The organism is Telluria sp. ZB4P34 (assembly GCF_059686055.1).
Map to the genome: position 1 here is coordinate 61356 of NZ_JCASIF010000006.1, position 13912 is coordinate 75267.

The 13912-nt window shown below is 67.2% G+C and carries 11 protein-coding genes; all 11 read right to left on the minus strand.

The genetic code is table 11. The annotated features are described in order from the left end of the window. Nucleotides 1-8: 8 nt before the first annotated feature. On the minus strand, nucleotides 9-1127 hold the full coding sequence (locus AC56KL_RS12445) for a glycosyltransferase family 4 protein (RefSeq protein WP_497180470.1): 1119 nt from the start codon (nucleotides 1125-1127) through the stop codon (nucleotides 9-11). 161 nt (nucleotides 1128-1288) lie between these two features. Further along, nucleotides 1289-2536 (minus strand): glycosyltransferase, encoded by a 1248-nt coding sequence (locus tag AC56KL_RS12450; protein ID WP_497180471.1) that lies wholly within the window; start codon nucleotides 2534-2536, stop codon nucleotides 1289-1291. Nucleotides 2537-2663: 127 nt separating this feature from the next. Continuing rightward, on the minus strand, nucleotides 2664-3512 hold the full coding sequence (locus tag AC56KL_RS12455) for a beta-1,6-N-acetylglucosaminyltransferase (RefSeq protein WP_497180472.1): 849 nt from the start codon (nucleotides 3510-3512) through the stop codon (nucleotides 2664-2666). 144 nt (nucleotides 3513-3656) lie between these two features. Beyond that, on the minus strand, nucleotides 3657-5891 hold the full coding sequence (locus tag AC56KL_RS12460) for a DUF4962 domain-containing protein (protein WP_497180473.1): 2235 nt from the start codon (nucleotides 5889-5891) through the stop codon (nucleotides 3657-3659). A 291-nt stretch (nucleotides 5892-6182) separates the two neighbouring features. Beyond that, nucleotides 6183-6968, minus strand: a complete 786-nt coding sequence (locus tag AC56KL_RS12465) for a glycosyltransferase family 2 protein (RefSeq protein WP_497180474.1) — start codon at nucleotides 6966-6968, stop codon at nucleotides 6183-6185. Then, entirely contained in the window at nucleotides 6904-8187 is a 1284-nt protein-coding gene (locus AC56KL_RS12470) for a glycosyltransferase family 4 protein (protein ID WP_497180475.1), read from the minus strand. Before AC56KL_RS12470 ends, AC56KL_RS12465 begins: the two co-directional genes overlap by 65 nt. A gap of 90 nt (nucleotides 8188-8277) precedes the next feature. Continuing rightward, nucleotides 8278-9798: an oligosaccharide flippase family protein gene (locus AC56KL_RS12475; RefSeq protein ID WP_497180476.1), complete on the minus strand. Its 1521-nt coding sequence runs from the start codon at nucleotides 9796-9798 to the stop codon at nucleotides 8278-8280. Further along, entirely contained in the window at nucleotides 9798-11264 is a 1467-nt protein-coding gene (locus tag AC56KL_RS12480; protein WP_497180477.1) for an O-antigen ligase family protein, read from the minus strand. Before AC56KL_RS12480 ends, AC56KL_RS12475 begins: the two co-directional genes overlap by 1 nt. Nucleotides 11265-11309: 45 nt before the next feature. After that, nucleotides 11310-12044: an exosortase-associated protein EpsI, B-type gene (gene epsI / locus AC56KL_RS12485; protein WP_497180478.1), complete on the minus strand. Its 735-nt coding sequence runs from the start codon at nucleotides 12042-12044 to the stop codon at nucleotides 11310-11312. Next, nucleotides 12041-13054 carry an exosortase B gene (gene xrtB, locus AC56KL_RS12490; protein ID WP_497180479.1) on the minus strand — a complete coding sequence of 338 codons (1014 nt, stop codon included), beginning with the start codon at nucleotides 13052-13054 and terminating at the stop codon, nucleotides 12041-12043. The genes epsI and xrtB overlap by 4 nt, the downstream gene beginning before the upstream one ends. Before the next feature lies 1 nt (nucleotide 13055). Further along, nucleotides 13056-13871 (minus strand): chain length determinant protein tyrosine kinase EpsG, encoded by an 816-nt coding sequence (epsG, locus tag AC56KL_RS12495; protein ID WP_497180480.1) that lies wholly within the window; start codon nucleotides 13869-13871, stop codon nucleotides 13056-13058. Nucleotides 13872-13912 lie beyond the last annotated feature (41 nt).

Below are 13912 nucleotides of genomic sequence, written 5' to 3' on the forward strand. Positions count from 1 at the left end.
GGTCTTGCTCACGCGCTTGCGCCGCTGTCGCGCGGCCTGCGCAGGTTCTGGTACACCGCCGAAATCTGTCCCATCACGACGCCCGATTCGAAGCGCGCTTCGACGGTGGCGCGGGCGCGGGCGCCCAGGCGCAGGCGCCCCTCTTCATCGGCCAGCAGCCGGCCCAGGGCCTGCGCCAATGCCGTAGCGTCGCGCGGCGCAACCAGCACGCCGTTCTCGCCATCGCGCACCGCTTCCGGAATGCCTCCCACCGCGCTCACCACAATGGCCTTGCCTGCCGCCATCGCTTCCAGCATTGCCATCGGCAAGCCTTCGGCATGCGACGGAAGGCAGAAGATCGCCGCTTGCGCCAGCTCCTGCGCCTTGCGGGCGCCGTCCACCCAGCCCAGCTCGACAATTCGATCCGCAACACCAAAGGCTTCCGCGTGCCGTCTCAGTTGCGCCAGTTCACCCTGCCCGCCGATGGCCAGCTCCACCCGGGGAAACGCGTCCTTCAGCTGCGCCAGCGCCTCGACCAGTTCGTAGACGCCCTTGTAGTTCGTTACCTGCCCCAGAAAAAGAATCCGTCCGGGCCGGACCTGCCCGCCCCCCGCAGGCTGCAGGGGCACCGAGTTCGGAATCACCACCACCTCGGCGCCCGGTGCGAACTCCCGCAGGAAGTCGGCCCAGCGGGCAGACAGGGCAATGACGACCGAACTCGCCTCCAGGGTATGGCGGATCCAGCGCCGCATCGGCTTGCCGGCATGCGCCACGAAGCTGTCGAAGCCGCCGCCGTGCAGGTGAAACACGGTCTTGCACCCCGCCATGCGCGCCAGCGCCAGCAGCAGCGACTTGCGGACGAAGCTGGCGTGCGAGGCGGCATGCGCATGCACCACCTGCGGGCGCCGCGCCAGGCAGGCCAGCGTGCGGCCGAGTCCCTTGACGGCCGTGACCAGCTTGGCTGTGCGCGACCCTTCGACATGGGTGGACACGTAGCAGACGCCCTCCCGTTCGAACAAACCATGTTGCTGCAACAGCGAAACGACGGTGGCAACGCCGCCCCGCCCCTGCGGATCGGTTCCCAGCATGAGCACGCGGGGCGCTGCCCGCCTCAGCGCAGGGGCTGCCTGGGCCGTCGCCTGCTTCATGCCTCGCCCCCTAAGTGTTTGCAATAGAGAAATTGTTTTGGATAGTACAACAACTTTTTTGTGGAGCTGCGCACGATTCGACCCCTACCCGGCGCGCAGAACGGCGCACCGATGGACCGCCAGGCCGGTAAATGGAGCGCGGCAGTGCGGTGCGGCGCCAATCAGTTCCGCTCCGACAGGATGTTTGTGTACTTTTCTGCAACTATTCGTCCGAGGATAGCATAGGTCCGATGGCTTCTTACGTACGCCGGACCACGTTGCGCGAAGTCGGCGGCAAGCTGCGGGTCGGCCAGCAGCCCCCGCACCGCTTCGGCGAACGCAGCCGCGTCCATCGGGACGCAGAGACCTGCCCCGCTCTCGCGGATGACCAGCGCCTGGTCGGGAATGTCGTTGGCCACGCTGGGAATGCCCAGCGCCAGGTACTCGACCAGCTTGGTGGGAGAGGAGACGTCGAACAGGGCGCCGCGCGGGATCGGCGACAGGCCGACTTCGGCCCGCACCGCATAGCCGAGCGCGGTGCGCTGGGGCAGCCATCCAGTGAGCAACACGTGCTCGCCGATGCCGCGGCGCGCGATTTCGTCCCGCATCCAGGCCATTTCGTCGTCGGACGGCGCGTCCCCGGCGATGACCAGCAGCGCGTCCGGCAGCGCCTGCTTCAGCGCTTCGGCCACGTCGAGCAGGAAGTCGGAATGGCGCGCCCTGGCGATACGCCCGAGATAGAGGACGACGCGGCGCCCGTCCAGGCGGGCGTCAATGACTGGCGCGATGGTGGCGCGGTCGAACAGGGCCGCGTCCACGCCCATCGGCACCGCTGTCATGCGCCCCCGGTCGAAACCTTGCGCCGCCAGCCAGTCGGCCATGGCGTCGCTCTGCACGAAAATATGGCGCGCGCCGGGCAGCACCAGGCGGTAGATGACGAAGCGCGAGGCCGCCGCGCGCACGCCATGCGCGAGCCAGAGCAGCCTTCCCTTGAGTCCCCCCCTGCTGGCGCCGATCTGGTCGCGCCGCACCTCGAAGCCTTCGACGATCGGGAACGACATCCAGTAGACGAAGGGGACGCGCAGCAGCGCCGCGGCGAGGCGGCCGAGCAGGCCGGATGCGATCTTGTCGCGCACCTGGATGCAATCGGGACGGCCGCGGCGGCGGGCCCGGAGCAGGCCGCGCAGGTCCCACAGCGGCGACAGGATGCTGGCAAAGCGCGAGCGCAGGTTGCCCACCGTGTGCATGCCGCCCGCGCCCCAGGCTGCGGTGGGCGCCGCGCCTGCGGAAGGCTCCCCGCCGGACTGTCCGACGAGTTCGGTGTGCAGGCCATAGCGCGGCATTTCGGCGCCGAACAGGGTCAGCACGTCGGCGCGCGTGGGCGGCAAGGGATCGCGAACGATGAAGGCAATCGACAGGGGCTTGCGCATGCGGTCTGTAACGATGAGTCGGACCAGCCGATTCTAGCCCAGCGTCCGGCCCGCACGCTTCGGCCATTCCCGCCAAGTGTGCGCTGCAACACACAAGGGCGCAAAAGCCGGGCGCCGCGCCTGCCATTCAGGCGGCGAGCGCCCTGCTCTCCCGCCATTGCACCAGCTGCGGCAACAGCGCGGCGCTGGCCTGGCTGTCGAGCTTGCGGCAGAAATGGGCGTCGGAGGCGCGGATGCGCTCGAAGTCGCCCGCATCCAGCAGCTTGGGATTGCGCGCTCCCTGCTCCGGCCACTGTACGTAACGGTAGTTGTTCGACAGGACGCGCCCGGCGAAGCGCGAATGCATGACCAGGGTCTGGAAGAACATCTCGTCAGGGCACTGCACGCTGCGGAAGAAGCGCAGCAGCTGCGGATGGGCGTCGGCCAGTCGCAGCACTTCGCTCACGCAGGCACGCGACAGCGCCCACCAGGAGGAGCCGCCGTAGGGCGTGAACCCCTCCGGGAACCGGCGCCGGCGATTGGCGAAGCGCAGCGTCCGGTTGGCGATGCCGCAAGCGATGCGCGCCAGGCGCCCGCCTCCTTCGGGATAGAAGTACTGGTAGCGAAACCCGACGTTCCATCCGTGCGGGCCGATCGCTGCGGTTTCCAGCAGCTCGCGCTCGCGCAGCCGTTCGAGCTCGCGCTTGAGGAGGCAGTTCGGCAGCAGCGGAAAGTCCTGGGCCGAGAGAAAGATCACCTTGTCGAACTCGGGCTGCTCGGCCAGGATCTGGCGCAGCGAATCGAGCGAGGCGCGCACCTGCGAAAACCCGCCCCAGCGCACGTCCACGCGTTGCCGCACAGGATGCGCCGCCGGGTGCAGCGCGCGCGGATCCAGGCGGCTCTTGCGGTCGAGGTGGACGTAGACGATGAAATCCGGGTCGCACAGCTGGCCGACCAGCGCGTTGACCTGGTCGAGGTCCTTGTGTGCATGGATCATGAACACCTGCTTCATCGCCATCCTCTTCGACTGCGGCCACGCGCGCGGACGCCACAAAAAAAAATCCCCCGCAGCGCAAGCCGCGGGGGACTTCCGGTGCGCGCCGAGTCTAGCACGGCGCGCCGGGGAGACAGCGTACGGTTCTCAGTTCAGGGTCACTGCCTGGCCGGCCACGGTGACGGTGCGCACCGAACCCGAGCTGGTGATCTTGACTTCCGGGCTCTTGCAGCCGACATCGAGCAGCACCAGGTATTCGGCGGTGGCGTTGGCGGCCGCCTTCAGGTAGAACGCGCCGTGGTCTTCCACCACGTTGGCCTTGGCGCCCGGGCCGATCCACTTGCCGAAGGTCGCCGACGGGTTCAGGGAACGCACGCAGACGGACTGGCCGCCGGCGGCGACTTTCACGTTGAGCGGATCCACGACCGCCATGATGACCGGGGTGTGCATGTTCCACTCATAGGTGCGGGCCACCGTGCTCGACAGGCGGTCGCGGACCAGGATCGCATGGCCGGCATTGCGCAGGTGCCAGACCTGGCGCTTGGCCATCGCCAGCTGTCCGCCGTAGGACGGCGTGGCGTCGCCCTCGGTGTAGTCGTAGGAAGGCTGGGCGCTGAAGGCGGTGATGCGGCCGTTGCGCTGGAGCCGCTCGCGGTAGCCGTTCACCAGCTGGCCCTTGCCGCCGTCGAAGGTGACGGCGTTCTGCGAGCGGGTCTGCTGGTACCAGTCGGTCCAATAGGGCGAACCGTACCAGTCGTACCAGCCGGCCTTGACCAGCAGCGGCTGGCCGGCGACCGACAGCAGCAGGCCGTTCTGGTCGCCGTGGCTGTGGCTGAACGAGCCATAGGGGCTGGACTTGAATGCCAGCGAGACGCGGTTGGTCGACGCGATATCGCTATGCATGGCGACCCAGCCGGTGCTCGGGTAGTACGCGGAGCTGGACGGGGCCTGGGTGGTCGTCGTGTACGACACCGGCAGCGGATACTCGGCGGACAGCAGCGACATCGCGTCTTCCATGCCGGTGGTGTTCTTCACGTACCAGGCCGCGCGCGGCGAAGACATGCGCGACGCGAAGGCGCGGAACACGCGCATGTCGGGCTTGGTCTCGGAACCGTCGCCGAAGGAGTGGATGCGCGAACCTGGCGGAACCAGCATCATCGCGAAATCGAGGAAGCCGAGGGTCCACGGCTTGGCGAAGAAATTCACGCCGCTTGCATGGGTCAGCGGATCCCACAGCGCCAGCAGGTAGCCCGCGGCATACTCGGCATACGCGGTGCCGTTGGCATAGCCGCCTTCCGGACCGCTCCACGGCGTCGGGCTGTTAGCATAGGCGCGGAACGAGAAGTCGAACCACTTCTGGGCTTCCGGAATGTCGCCCAGGGTCATGGTCGAGATCAGCACCAGGAACACCAGGCTGGTGTTCGCATGCGAATCGAAGGGGTACTGGTCGAGACGGCCGTTGTCGCCTGCCAGGTTGTTATAGATCTCGGTCGTGCGGGTCTTGATCGATGCCATCCAGCGCGCCTTGCGGGTCGCGTCGAGCGAGCTGCCCAGCATGTCGGCGACCTTGGAAAGGCCCCAGGCGATCTGGCGCGTGGCCTGGTCCTGGTTGACGTAGCTGGTGGGACCCGCAGGGTCGAGCGCAGCCAGCTGGTCGCCGCGCTTCAGCGCTTCGTTCAGGTAGATGGCTTCGCCCTTGAGACGCCACATGAGCGCCGCTGCTTCCATCTGGCGGGTCGCTTCGTTGATGCGCTGGCGCACGTCGGTCTGCTGCGAAGCCATCGCAGCCGTCAGGGGAGAGCTGATGATGATCGACCAGCGCGAATCCGACAGGGCCGGTACGGCCGTGATCTGCAGCTTGACTTCGTTCGCCAGGCGGCTGGTGTAGGCCTCGAGCGCGGTGCGCTTGGCGTAGTTCCAGGTCGAGGCCGGCGTTACCGAGGCCGGCAACGAACGCGGACGCGGCTTGGCCAGGATGCGGGCGCGCAGCGTGGCGTTATCCGGCACCTCGAATACATTCGAGCGGCTGGTGATCGAAAAACTGCGCGCCGTCGACCAGTCGGCCGACCCGGCGGGACGCACGCGCCACGTATAGTTACCGAGCGGCAGTGCCTTCGTCGGCAAGTGCCAGTTGCGGTCGGTGACGACCCTGGTCGGGGTGCCGCCGGCCGGCGTGATTTCCAATTCGTAGGTGGCCGGTCCCGTGGCATGGCGCGCCCAGGTGAAGCTCGGCGGATTCTGGGCCTGCACCTGGTTCATTTCGGGCTTGGCCTTGACGACCAGCGGGTCGGTGGAGGCGACCCAGTCGGCGTGCACATTGACGCTCGCGAACAGCGAGGCGAAAGCGACAGCCGACAGGAGGCCTTTGCGGTGAAATTGCATGTGGGTACTCCGAGAAAAAAATCCTGAATTCCTTGCGCCATTCCGCTGTTTCCAAAATGGCTTTGCAAACTTGCCAGGGCTGGCGATGACTTACTTCAATGGAGTGATGCTACCCCAAAGTAAGTTGAGCACAGGCAAATTCTCCGAAGAAATCAAAGATTTTTTGCTTGCTTTGCGGAAATCCCACGACAAAAAATCAACGTTTACCGAATTATATTTGCAGACTTCTAATGGTTGTAAAAGGCTTGGAAAGACAATTCGGCAACGCTGTCGAATTTGCCATGAAGCCGGCTACGAGGCTGGCGCCACGCGCACCGCCGTCTGCAGCTCGCGTGTCCGTTTCAGGTAACGCAAGCAATAGATGCCGAACGCGAGCGGCGACTTGTCCATGTGGCGCCGGCGTACGCTGAACTCTTCCTGGCGGGCCTTCAGCTTGTTGGCGGAAGAAACGCTGCCGGCATGGTCGCGAAAGACGGTGAGCGGCTGGTCGATCAGGGCCGGGCTCGACTCCGCGCCAAGGCGCAGCCACAGGTCGATGTCCATCGCATACTTGAGCTTTTCGTCGAACATGCCGATCCGCTCGAAGGCTGTCTTGCGAACGAATACCGCCGGATGGGGAATCGATGCCCGGCCGGCCACGAAGGAGCGGTAGGAAAACGGCGGCATGGCATACGGTGGTTCCATCTTGCCATCCTTCAAAACCTGGATATTCCCGTACACCCAGTCAAGTGGGGCGCCGTCGGGTCCGCCGCGCTCGAACACCCGCTTGACGGTTGCCAGCACATCGGGTCCGTTGTAGTAGTCGTCCGAATGCAGGTGGGCAACATACTCGCCCTGCGCCGCTTCGATGCCCTGGTTCATGGCGCGGCTGATGCCCCCGCCGACGTCGCGCAGCACCCGCTTGTTGCCCGGATAGGCGGCGATCATGTCCAGGGTGCCGTCGGTGGAGCCGCCGTCCACGAAGATGTGTTCGTAGTCCTGGCAAGTCTGGGCCTGGATCGATGCCAGGGTATCAGCCAGCGTGGCGGCGCTGTTCCAGGTGCACGTAACGATCGAGAAGGTTGGTTTGCTCTGCATACAGTTCCAATAGTTTAGGCAGAAGGCGCCCGGCATCGGCGCCGAAACTGGCCGGCGGCGCCGCATGCGGCTGCAGCCGTGGTGGTTCGGCAAGCTGGGCGCACACGCGCTCGACCAGCTCGTCCATCGTGTCGGCCAGCTGGAGCTGGCCGTCGTACTGCTGGTAGGCCGCCAGCTCGGGCGTGCCGCCGCGCGCCATTGCCACGCACTGCCGGCCCAGCGCAAGTGCTTCGAGCACCGTGGTGCTGCAGGCTTCCTCGCACACCGAGGGCACCACGCACAGGTGGGCGCGCGCGCTCAGTGCGAGCGCGGCGTCGTAGTCTTGCCAGCCCAGGAAATCCACCTGCGGGCCGCCGTAGCGCGCCTGCATGTCGGGAAGCAGCGGGCCGTCGCCGGCGATCGTCAGGCGCGCGTGCGCGGGCAGCCGGCCGGCGCTGGCCGCGAGGAACTCGCCGAAGCCCTTGCCGGCGTCGACCCGTCCCACCAGCACCACCTCGCCCGGCGTCGGCGCCGGCGCCCGGCGCGCCACGTCCAGCAGGCGCGGATAGTCGACGAAGTTGTGGATCACGCGGCAGCGCGACAGGTCGGCCCCCGGCACGGCGCGCAGGAACTGGCGGCGCAGGAAATCCGAGACAAACACGGTCTTGTGGCGCGCAAACGCGCGCGCGGTCTGGCTACGGTAGCCGGTGACGGCGATTGCGGTCACGGTCTTGCGCATCGGGCCGGCCGGCCTGTCCTTCGATGCGATGCAGGCCGAGCAGTCGCCCGGCACCAGGTTGTCGCACACGGCCTCGTCGCGAAAGCGCAAGTGGGTCAGGCATTCGCTGCCCTGGTCGTGGCGGGTCTGCACATAGTTGATCCCCTCTTCCACGTGCAGCCCGACCATCGGCACGTGTCCGTGGTAGTGCACCACGTCGAAGCCGGGCGCGTGCTGGTTGATCGCCATCGCGATCTTGCGCGCGAAATAAGGTCGCTTGAGTGGGTTGAACACGCCCAGTTGCAGCTCCTTCCAGCCCGGGCGCGCGAAATCGAAGCCGGGGCGGAAATGGCCGCGAAAACCGATCTGTCCGGCACTGTCGGCCGTGCCGCGGTCGTTGCGACCCAGGATCTCGACATCGTGGCCTTCGGCCAGCAGGCGGTTGGCGAGCGTGACCACGTGCTTGCCCAGGCCGCCGATCTTCTCGCCCGGCAGGTCTTCCGACACCATCAGGATCCGCATCGCATTCTCCGCAAGCCCCGTTTTCTCATTACCATGTCCGCCATTCCTTTTCGTGTCACCTTGCAGAATCCGCTCACTGCAGCCCCTGCCTCAACCCGCCGGCTGCGACCGGGTCCAGCCGGCCTTGAGGCGCGACCAGGCCAGCAGCCGGTCGTCGCGCTCGAGCACGAACAGCAGGCCGTGCACGCCCAGCAGCAGCACCGTGGTCCCGAGGATGAACAGGAAGTCCCACACGCTGCGGTCGAACAGCTGCTCGGCCGTCGCCGCCGCGATCGCCACCAGCGCAACGCCGGCCAGGCCGGGCGCATAGCCCTGTCCCAGCAGGCTGGCGAGGGTGGTCGGCACGGTGCGGCCATGCACGTACAACAGGAAGGCGCTGGTGAACACGAGCGAGGCGGCCAGGTGGCCCCAGGCGGCGCCGTCGATGCCCCACCCTGCCACGCCGATCCACACGATGCCCAGCCCGGCGACGGCACGGGTGACGGCGAACAGGCCGGACACGCGTGGATGGCCCATGCCGTCGTTGACCAGCGAAGGCAGGCTGGTGAGCGAGTCGACGAATTGCGACAAGGCCATCACGGCCAGCACCATGGCGCCGTTGCGGGCGAAGGTCTCGTTCATCCAGTAGCCCAGGATCTGGTGGGCGAACACCGCCACCAGCACCAGGATCGCCGCGTTCAGGAACACCACGTAGCGCGTCGCCTTCAGGTACACCCGGTCGAGGCGCACCAGCTCGCCCGACGCGGCCAGCGCGCTGGCGGCCGGAAAGAACACGCTCGACAGGCGGAAGGTCAGGCTCAGCACGCGATTGGCCAGCGTGGCCGCCACGGTGAAATAGGCCAGCCCGGTCACCCCGACCAGGGCGCCGATGATCAGCTTGTCGGCATGGGCATACGACAGCGAGGCGAAACGCGACAGGAAGGAATAGGCGGAGAAGCCGAGCAGCGCGTTGCGGAAGCTCGAACCCGGCCAACGCCAGCGCATCGCGGGCAGCAGGCGCCGGATCGCTCTCCACAGGATGGTGCAGTGGACGGTGGAAGCCGCCACCCGCAGCAGGATCACCTCGAACAGTCCATGGCCGAGCAGCAGCACGCCGACCGTGCACAGGGGCACCAGCGTGCCGAAGGCCATCTCGAGGCGCGCACAGATGTCGTAGCGCATCAGCGACTGTGGAACGCTGTTCAGGTATATCTGCAGCTGGCCGGCGAGGAATCCGAGCGCGGCCAGCTTGAGGGTGGCAACGGCTTCCGGCGCCAGCGCCGCCGGCACGGTGAACACGCCGCCCACGAACCAGCCCGCGCCGAAGAACAGGCCGAGCGCCCCCAGCACGCCGATGCCGGCATACGTGGCCAGGCCGAAGGAAATGGTTTCGAAGATGCGCTCGTCGTCCTTGCGTGCATTGTGCTCCGCGATGTACTTGACCGAGCCGGCGGTGACGTTGATGTCGATGACGGCGAAGTAACCAACGATGGCCGTGACCAGCGAGTACACGCCGTAGCTGGCGTCGCCCAGTCCCTTGACGACCAGCGGCACGGTGCCGAGCATGACCAGCGCCGGGATCGCGGCGCCGAGCAGGTTCGACCAGGCATTGCGGGCAAGACGCAGGTTCATCAGGCGGGCACCAGGTGGGGACGCGGCACGAAGGGCTTCAAGGCCGGCCGGGGCGCCGGAGCCGCCTTGGCCACCGCCATCGCCAGGTACGGCAGGGCCAGGCAGAGCGCCAGCATCTGGGTGGTGCGCACTTGCGGGATCGGCGTGCCGATCAGGAAGTCGGGAATCATGAAGGCGAGTCCCGCCACCCCGGCCGTGGCCAGCCCGAGTAGTTCGGGCGGCAGCGATTTCAGGGCGCGCCGTGCGAACAGCACGAAGGTGATGATGGTGCCGAACAGCAGGATGGTGCCCAGCAGCCCGCTCTTGAGCGCGATGTGCAGGGCGCCACTGTGCAGGAACATGCCGCCGTCGGGATTGTTCTGCCAGGAGATGTACTGGTAGCCGGTGTAGCGGCCCCAGGTGCCGATCCCGGTCAATGGATTGGACAGGAAGTCGGCCATGGCGAACTTGAGTTCGAGCACGCGCTCGCTCTCCGGACCGAAGCGGCGCGACTGCATGTCGTACACCAGGCTCGACAGGCCGCTGCCCGCCCCCTTGGTCTGCGACAGGCGCTGCACCGCGACATAGGCGAGCGCGGCCCCGACCACCGGCACGCCGCCCGTCAGCAGCTGCATGCGGCGCTTGAGCGGAAAGCGCATCATGATGACCAGGAAGGCCAGCAGGAAGCCGATCCAGGCGCTGCGGCGGTACGACAGCAGGATGCACAGCGCGGTGGACACCAGGGTCATCCATTCGATCGTGCGCCAGAACTTCGGGCGCTCGATGTTCACCGTCTGGAACAGGTGGACGGCGGCGATGGCGAATGCGATCGTGCACACCAGGCTGTCGTTGATGTCGAAGAAGGTCAGGCGGATATTGACCGCGTTCGAATTCGCGTACACATTGTTCGGGTCGCCCCCGAAGGCGGCCCAGCGCGCCAGGCCGAACAGGGCGCGGCACAGGCCGACGAGCAGGATGAAATGGGTCAGCTCGAGCACGTGCTCGCGGGTGCGGAAAGACAGCAGCAACAGCGAGATCAGCGGCGCCATCCAGATGATGTTCGAGAAGCCTTGCGGCGTGAGCGACTCGGCCACGCCGACGCCGGACACCAGGCCGATGCCGACGTGGGACGCCAGCAGCACGCCCCAGGCCCAGAACCAGGGGCGCAGGTTGCAGGCCGGGGTCGGATGGCGCTGGAAGGTGGCGGCCACCCGGGCGCACAGCCAGGCGCCCAGCACGTACCACAGCACCAGGCCGAACAGCAACTGGCCGGAACCGCGGCTGTAGATACTGCGGATGGCGAACATCGACATGTTCCCGTAGCTGGTCGAGTTCATGCAGAAATACACCGCCAGGTAGGGATAGACCAGGAAACGCGGCCACGCCAGGCCGATGCCGACCCCCGCCACGATCGCCACCGACAGGCCGATCACGACGGCCCAGGGCAGCGAGTAGTACACGTACGGGATGATCGCGTTCAGGTTCATCGCTTGCGTTGCCCTTTCCTATGCGTCCGCGCCATGCCCTGCCCTTCAGCCGCGCGCCGGCGGCGGTGCTTCCGCCTGCGCCTGCGCCTGGGCCGGCGCCAGCGCGGCGCCGAGCAGGCGGGTGCGGTCGCGCGGCGCCATCACGCCCAGCATGTCGGCCACGAAGCGGTCCTGCACCCGGTAGGCCTGGGTGTCGTCGGCCCCGATGGTCGAGACGCGCACCAGCATGCCGTCCGGGATTTCGCCGGACAGGCCGTAGGCCAGGCGGCGCAGCTTCTGCTGGATGCCGGCGCGGGCGGCGTGCTCGCCAATCGTGATCCAGTAGGTGATCGGCTCGTTGCGCTCATGCAGGCGCGCCACCAGGCGCTTGACCGGCAGTTCGCCGAACCGGGTCGGCAGCGCGCCGTCGTCTTCCTTGACCATCTGGAAGCCCTGGGCCACGTAGCACACCTCAGGCAGGTGCAGCTGTAGCGACTTGCTCTGGTCGCCGCCATAGGCGATCGACAGCATCACACGCTGTCCCTCGCCGTTGACGTAGGTGCGCGACAGGGTCTGGTCGTAGATCTTTTCCAGCACGCTCTGCTGCTCGGGGTCGGGCGTGAGCGGCACCACGGACGGGTCGATGCGCCAGTCGCCGAAGCGCTGCGGGATCATCTGTTCCAGGCTGAACTGTTCGTGGGCCTGCGGCACCCGCGCCTTGGGCGTGAGCGCGCCGGTGAGCGCCGAGGTGCCGGCCATGGCCAGGCCCAGCACCAGGCTGATGGCGAAACGACGGTTCATGTTGCCTCCTTCAGGGGGCCCGTCCGCGGGCCCGACATGCGGCCGCCGCCCGGGCCGGGTCCGGAGCCGCCGCTGCCGCTGCCCTCGCCGCGCTTGATCCACCACTGCAGGCCGTTGTCGACCGCCAGGATCAGGAGCAGCGCAGTGACGAACAGGACCATGCCGGCAAAACCGTGCAGGAAGCCCTGGCCGGCGGCGTCGCCGAAGTAATAGGTGATGAGGGTCAGCGAGATCACGCGGATGACGTTGGCCGTGAACGAGATCGGGATGATCAGGATCGCCAGCGTGATGTTGCGGAAGGCCGACGGATGGCGCATCAGGTTCAGGTAGAACAGGCCGAGCGCTTCCAAGGTCAGCAAGGTCTGCAGGCCGGCGCAGGCATCGGCCACCAGCAGCTGGTACTGGCCCATCTGCAGCACCACGCCCGAACGGGAAATCGGATAGCCCAGCGCGAACAGGATGTGCTCGGTCACCCAGGACACCGCCATCTTCATCGGCATCGTCACCGCCGCCACCAGTTCGCTCGGCAGCGGCACCAGGAACAGCATGAAGAAGAACGGGAACCACAACACGCGCAGGGCGCGGCTGCCGAACTTGAGCAGCACGATGGCCGCCATCACCACTACGATCGAAGCGACCTCGAACATCAGGATCTTCTGCGAGCGGCCCAGCAGGTAGGACATCACGCCGAGGGCCAGCACCGGCCAGCCGCTCCAGCTGCCGGCCGCTTTTCCTCCGGCCACCGGTCCGACTGCCGCCATCACGTCGGGCCACTTGCGCCAGATCAGCCACAAGGTCAGGAAGAAGATGATCGGGCCATGGCCCTGCTCCTCGCCGATCCAGGCGCCGGTGAAAAGGTCGTAGAAGGTGGGTCCGAACAGGATCGCCAGGCCGGCGAAGACCGGCCACCATTCCGGCACCGACGCCCGGAGCGCACCGAGCGTGCCTGCCAGCGTAGGCGCCGGCTGCGGCGGCATGGTCGCCGCCTGGTTCTGTGCTGCCGTCGTCATCTCAGAACTCCACTACCACCGAGCCGACCACTTCCGCGCCCGATTCGGCCATCTGCTCGGCCATGCGGCTGATGTTGGAGATGCGGGTGCGGTGCTTGCAGGCCACCAGCAGCACCCCGCCGGCGCGTCCGGCCACCGCCAGCGCATCGGCGCCGGCCGCGAAGGGCGGCAGGTCGTACAGCACCACGTCGTAGCGGCTCTCGAGCTGGGTGTTGAGATTGCGGAAACCTTCGCGCGCCAGCAGTTCCTGGGGATTCGGCGGCAGCGTGCCGGCCGGCATCAGGGACAGGTCGACGAAGGCCGGCACGCGCTGGATCACGTCGAGGTCGGCGCGCCCGGCCAGCAGGTCGGACAGGCCCTGGCGCGGCTTCATGCCGAACATCTCCTGCTGGCGCGGACTGCGCAGGTTGGCGTCGACCAGCAGGGTCTGCTCGCCCAGCTGGGAGAACACCACCGCCAGGTTGGCGGCGAACAGGCTGGAACCGTCTTCCGGCGTCACGCCGGCGATTGCCAGGGCGCGCCGTCCGCGCGCGAACCAGCGCAACATGAGCTGGCTGCGGATCGCCCGCAAGGCTTCCACCTGTGGCGAAAACGGATCGTAGGCGGCGACCAGCTTGGGCGACAGGTTGGTCTGGCCTTTCTGCAGGTAGGGATAGGAGAACTGGCGCGCCAGCACCTGCTGGATGTCGTCCTCGCTCACCAGCCCCAGGCGCACGGCGGCCTCGCCGAAGCGGATCCCGAGGTCCTTCTGCATGCGCAGGACACGCTCGGCGCTCTCCGGCGTGAGCTTGCCGGAATCGAGCAGGAGCGCACCCATGCTGGAATCGGCATGCGAATGTCCCTGTGATACGTGGCCCG

Excerpts from the sequence above, each read along its gene's own strand:
- AC56KL_RS12445 (WP_497180470.1), bottom strand. The coding sequence starts at position 1,127 with ATGAAGCAGGCGACGGCCCAGGCAGCCCCTGCGCTGAGGCGGGCAGCG.
- AC56KL_RS12450 (WP_497180471.1), bottom strand. The coding sequence starts at position 2,536 with ATGCGCAAGCCCCTGTCGATTGCCTTCATCGTTCGCGATCCCTTGCCG.
- AC56KL_RS12455 (WP_497180472.1), bottom strand. The coding sequence starts at position 3,512 with ATGATCCATGCACACAAGGACCTCGACCAGGTCAACGCGCTGGTCGGC.
- AC56KL_RS12460 (WP_497180473.1), bottom strand. The coding sequence starts at position 5,891 with ATGCAATTTCACCGCAAAGGCCTCCTGTCGGCTGTCGCTTTCGCCTCG.
- AC56KL_RS12465 (WP_497180474.1), bottom strand. The coding sequence starts at position 6,968 with ATGCAGAGCAAACCAACCTTCTCGATCGTTACGTGCACCTGGAACAGC.
- AC56KL_RS12470 (WP_497180475.1), bottom strand. The coding sequence starts at position 8,187 with ATGCGGATCCTGATGGTGTCGGAAGACCTGCCGGGCGAGAAGATCGGC.
- AC56KL_RS12475 (WP_497180476.1), bottom strand. The coding sequence starts at position 9,798 with ATGAACCTGCGTCTTGCCCGCAATGCCTGGTCGAACCTGCTCGGCGCC.
- AC56KL_RS12480 (WP_497180477.1), bottom strand. The coding sequence starts at position 11,264 with ATGAACCTGAACGCGATCATCCCGTACGTGTACTACTCGCTGCCCTGG.
- epsI (WP_497180478.1), bottom strand. The coding sequence starts at position 12,044 with ATGAACCGTCGTTTCGCCATCAGCCTGGTGCTGGGCCTGGCCATGGCC.
- xrtB (WP_497180479.1), bottom strand. The coding sequence starts at position 13,054 with ATGACGACGGCAGCACAGAACCAGGCGGCGACCATGCCGCCGCAGCCG.
- epsG (WP_497180480.1), bottom strand. The coding sequence starts at position 13,871 with ATGGGTGCGCTCCTGCTCGATTCCGGCAAGCTCACGCCGGAGAGCGCC.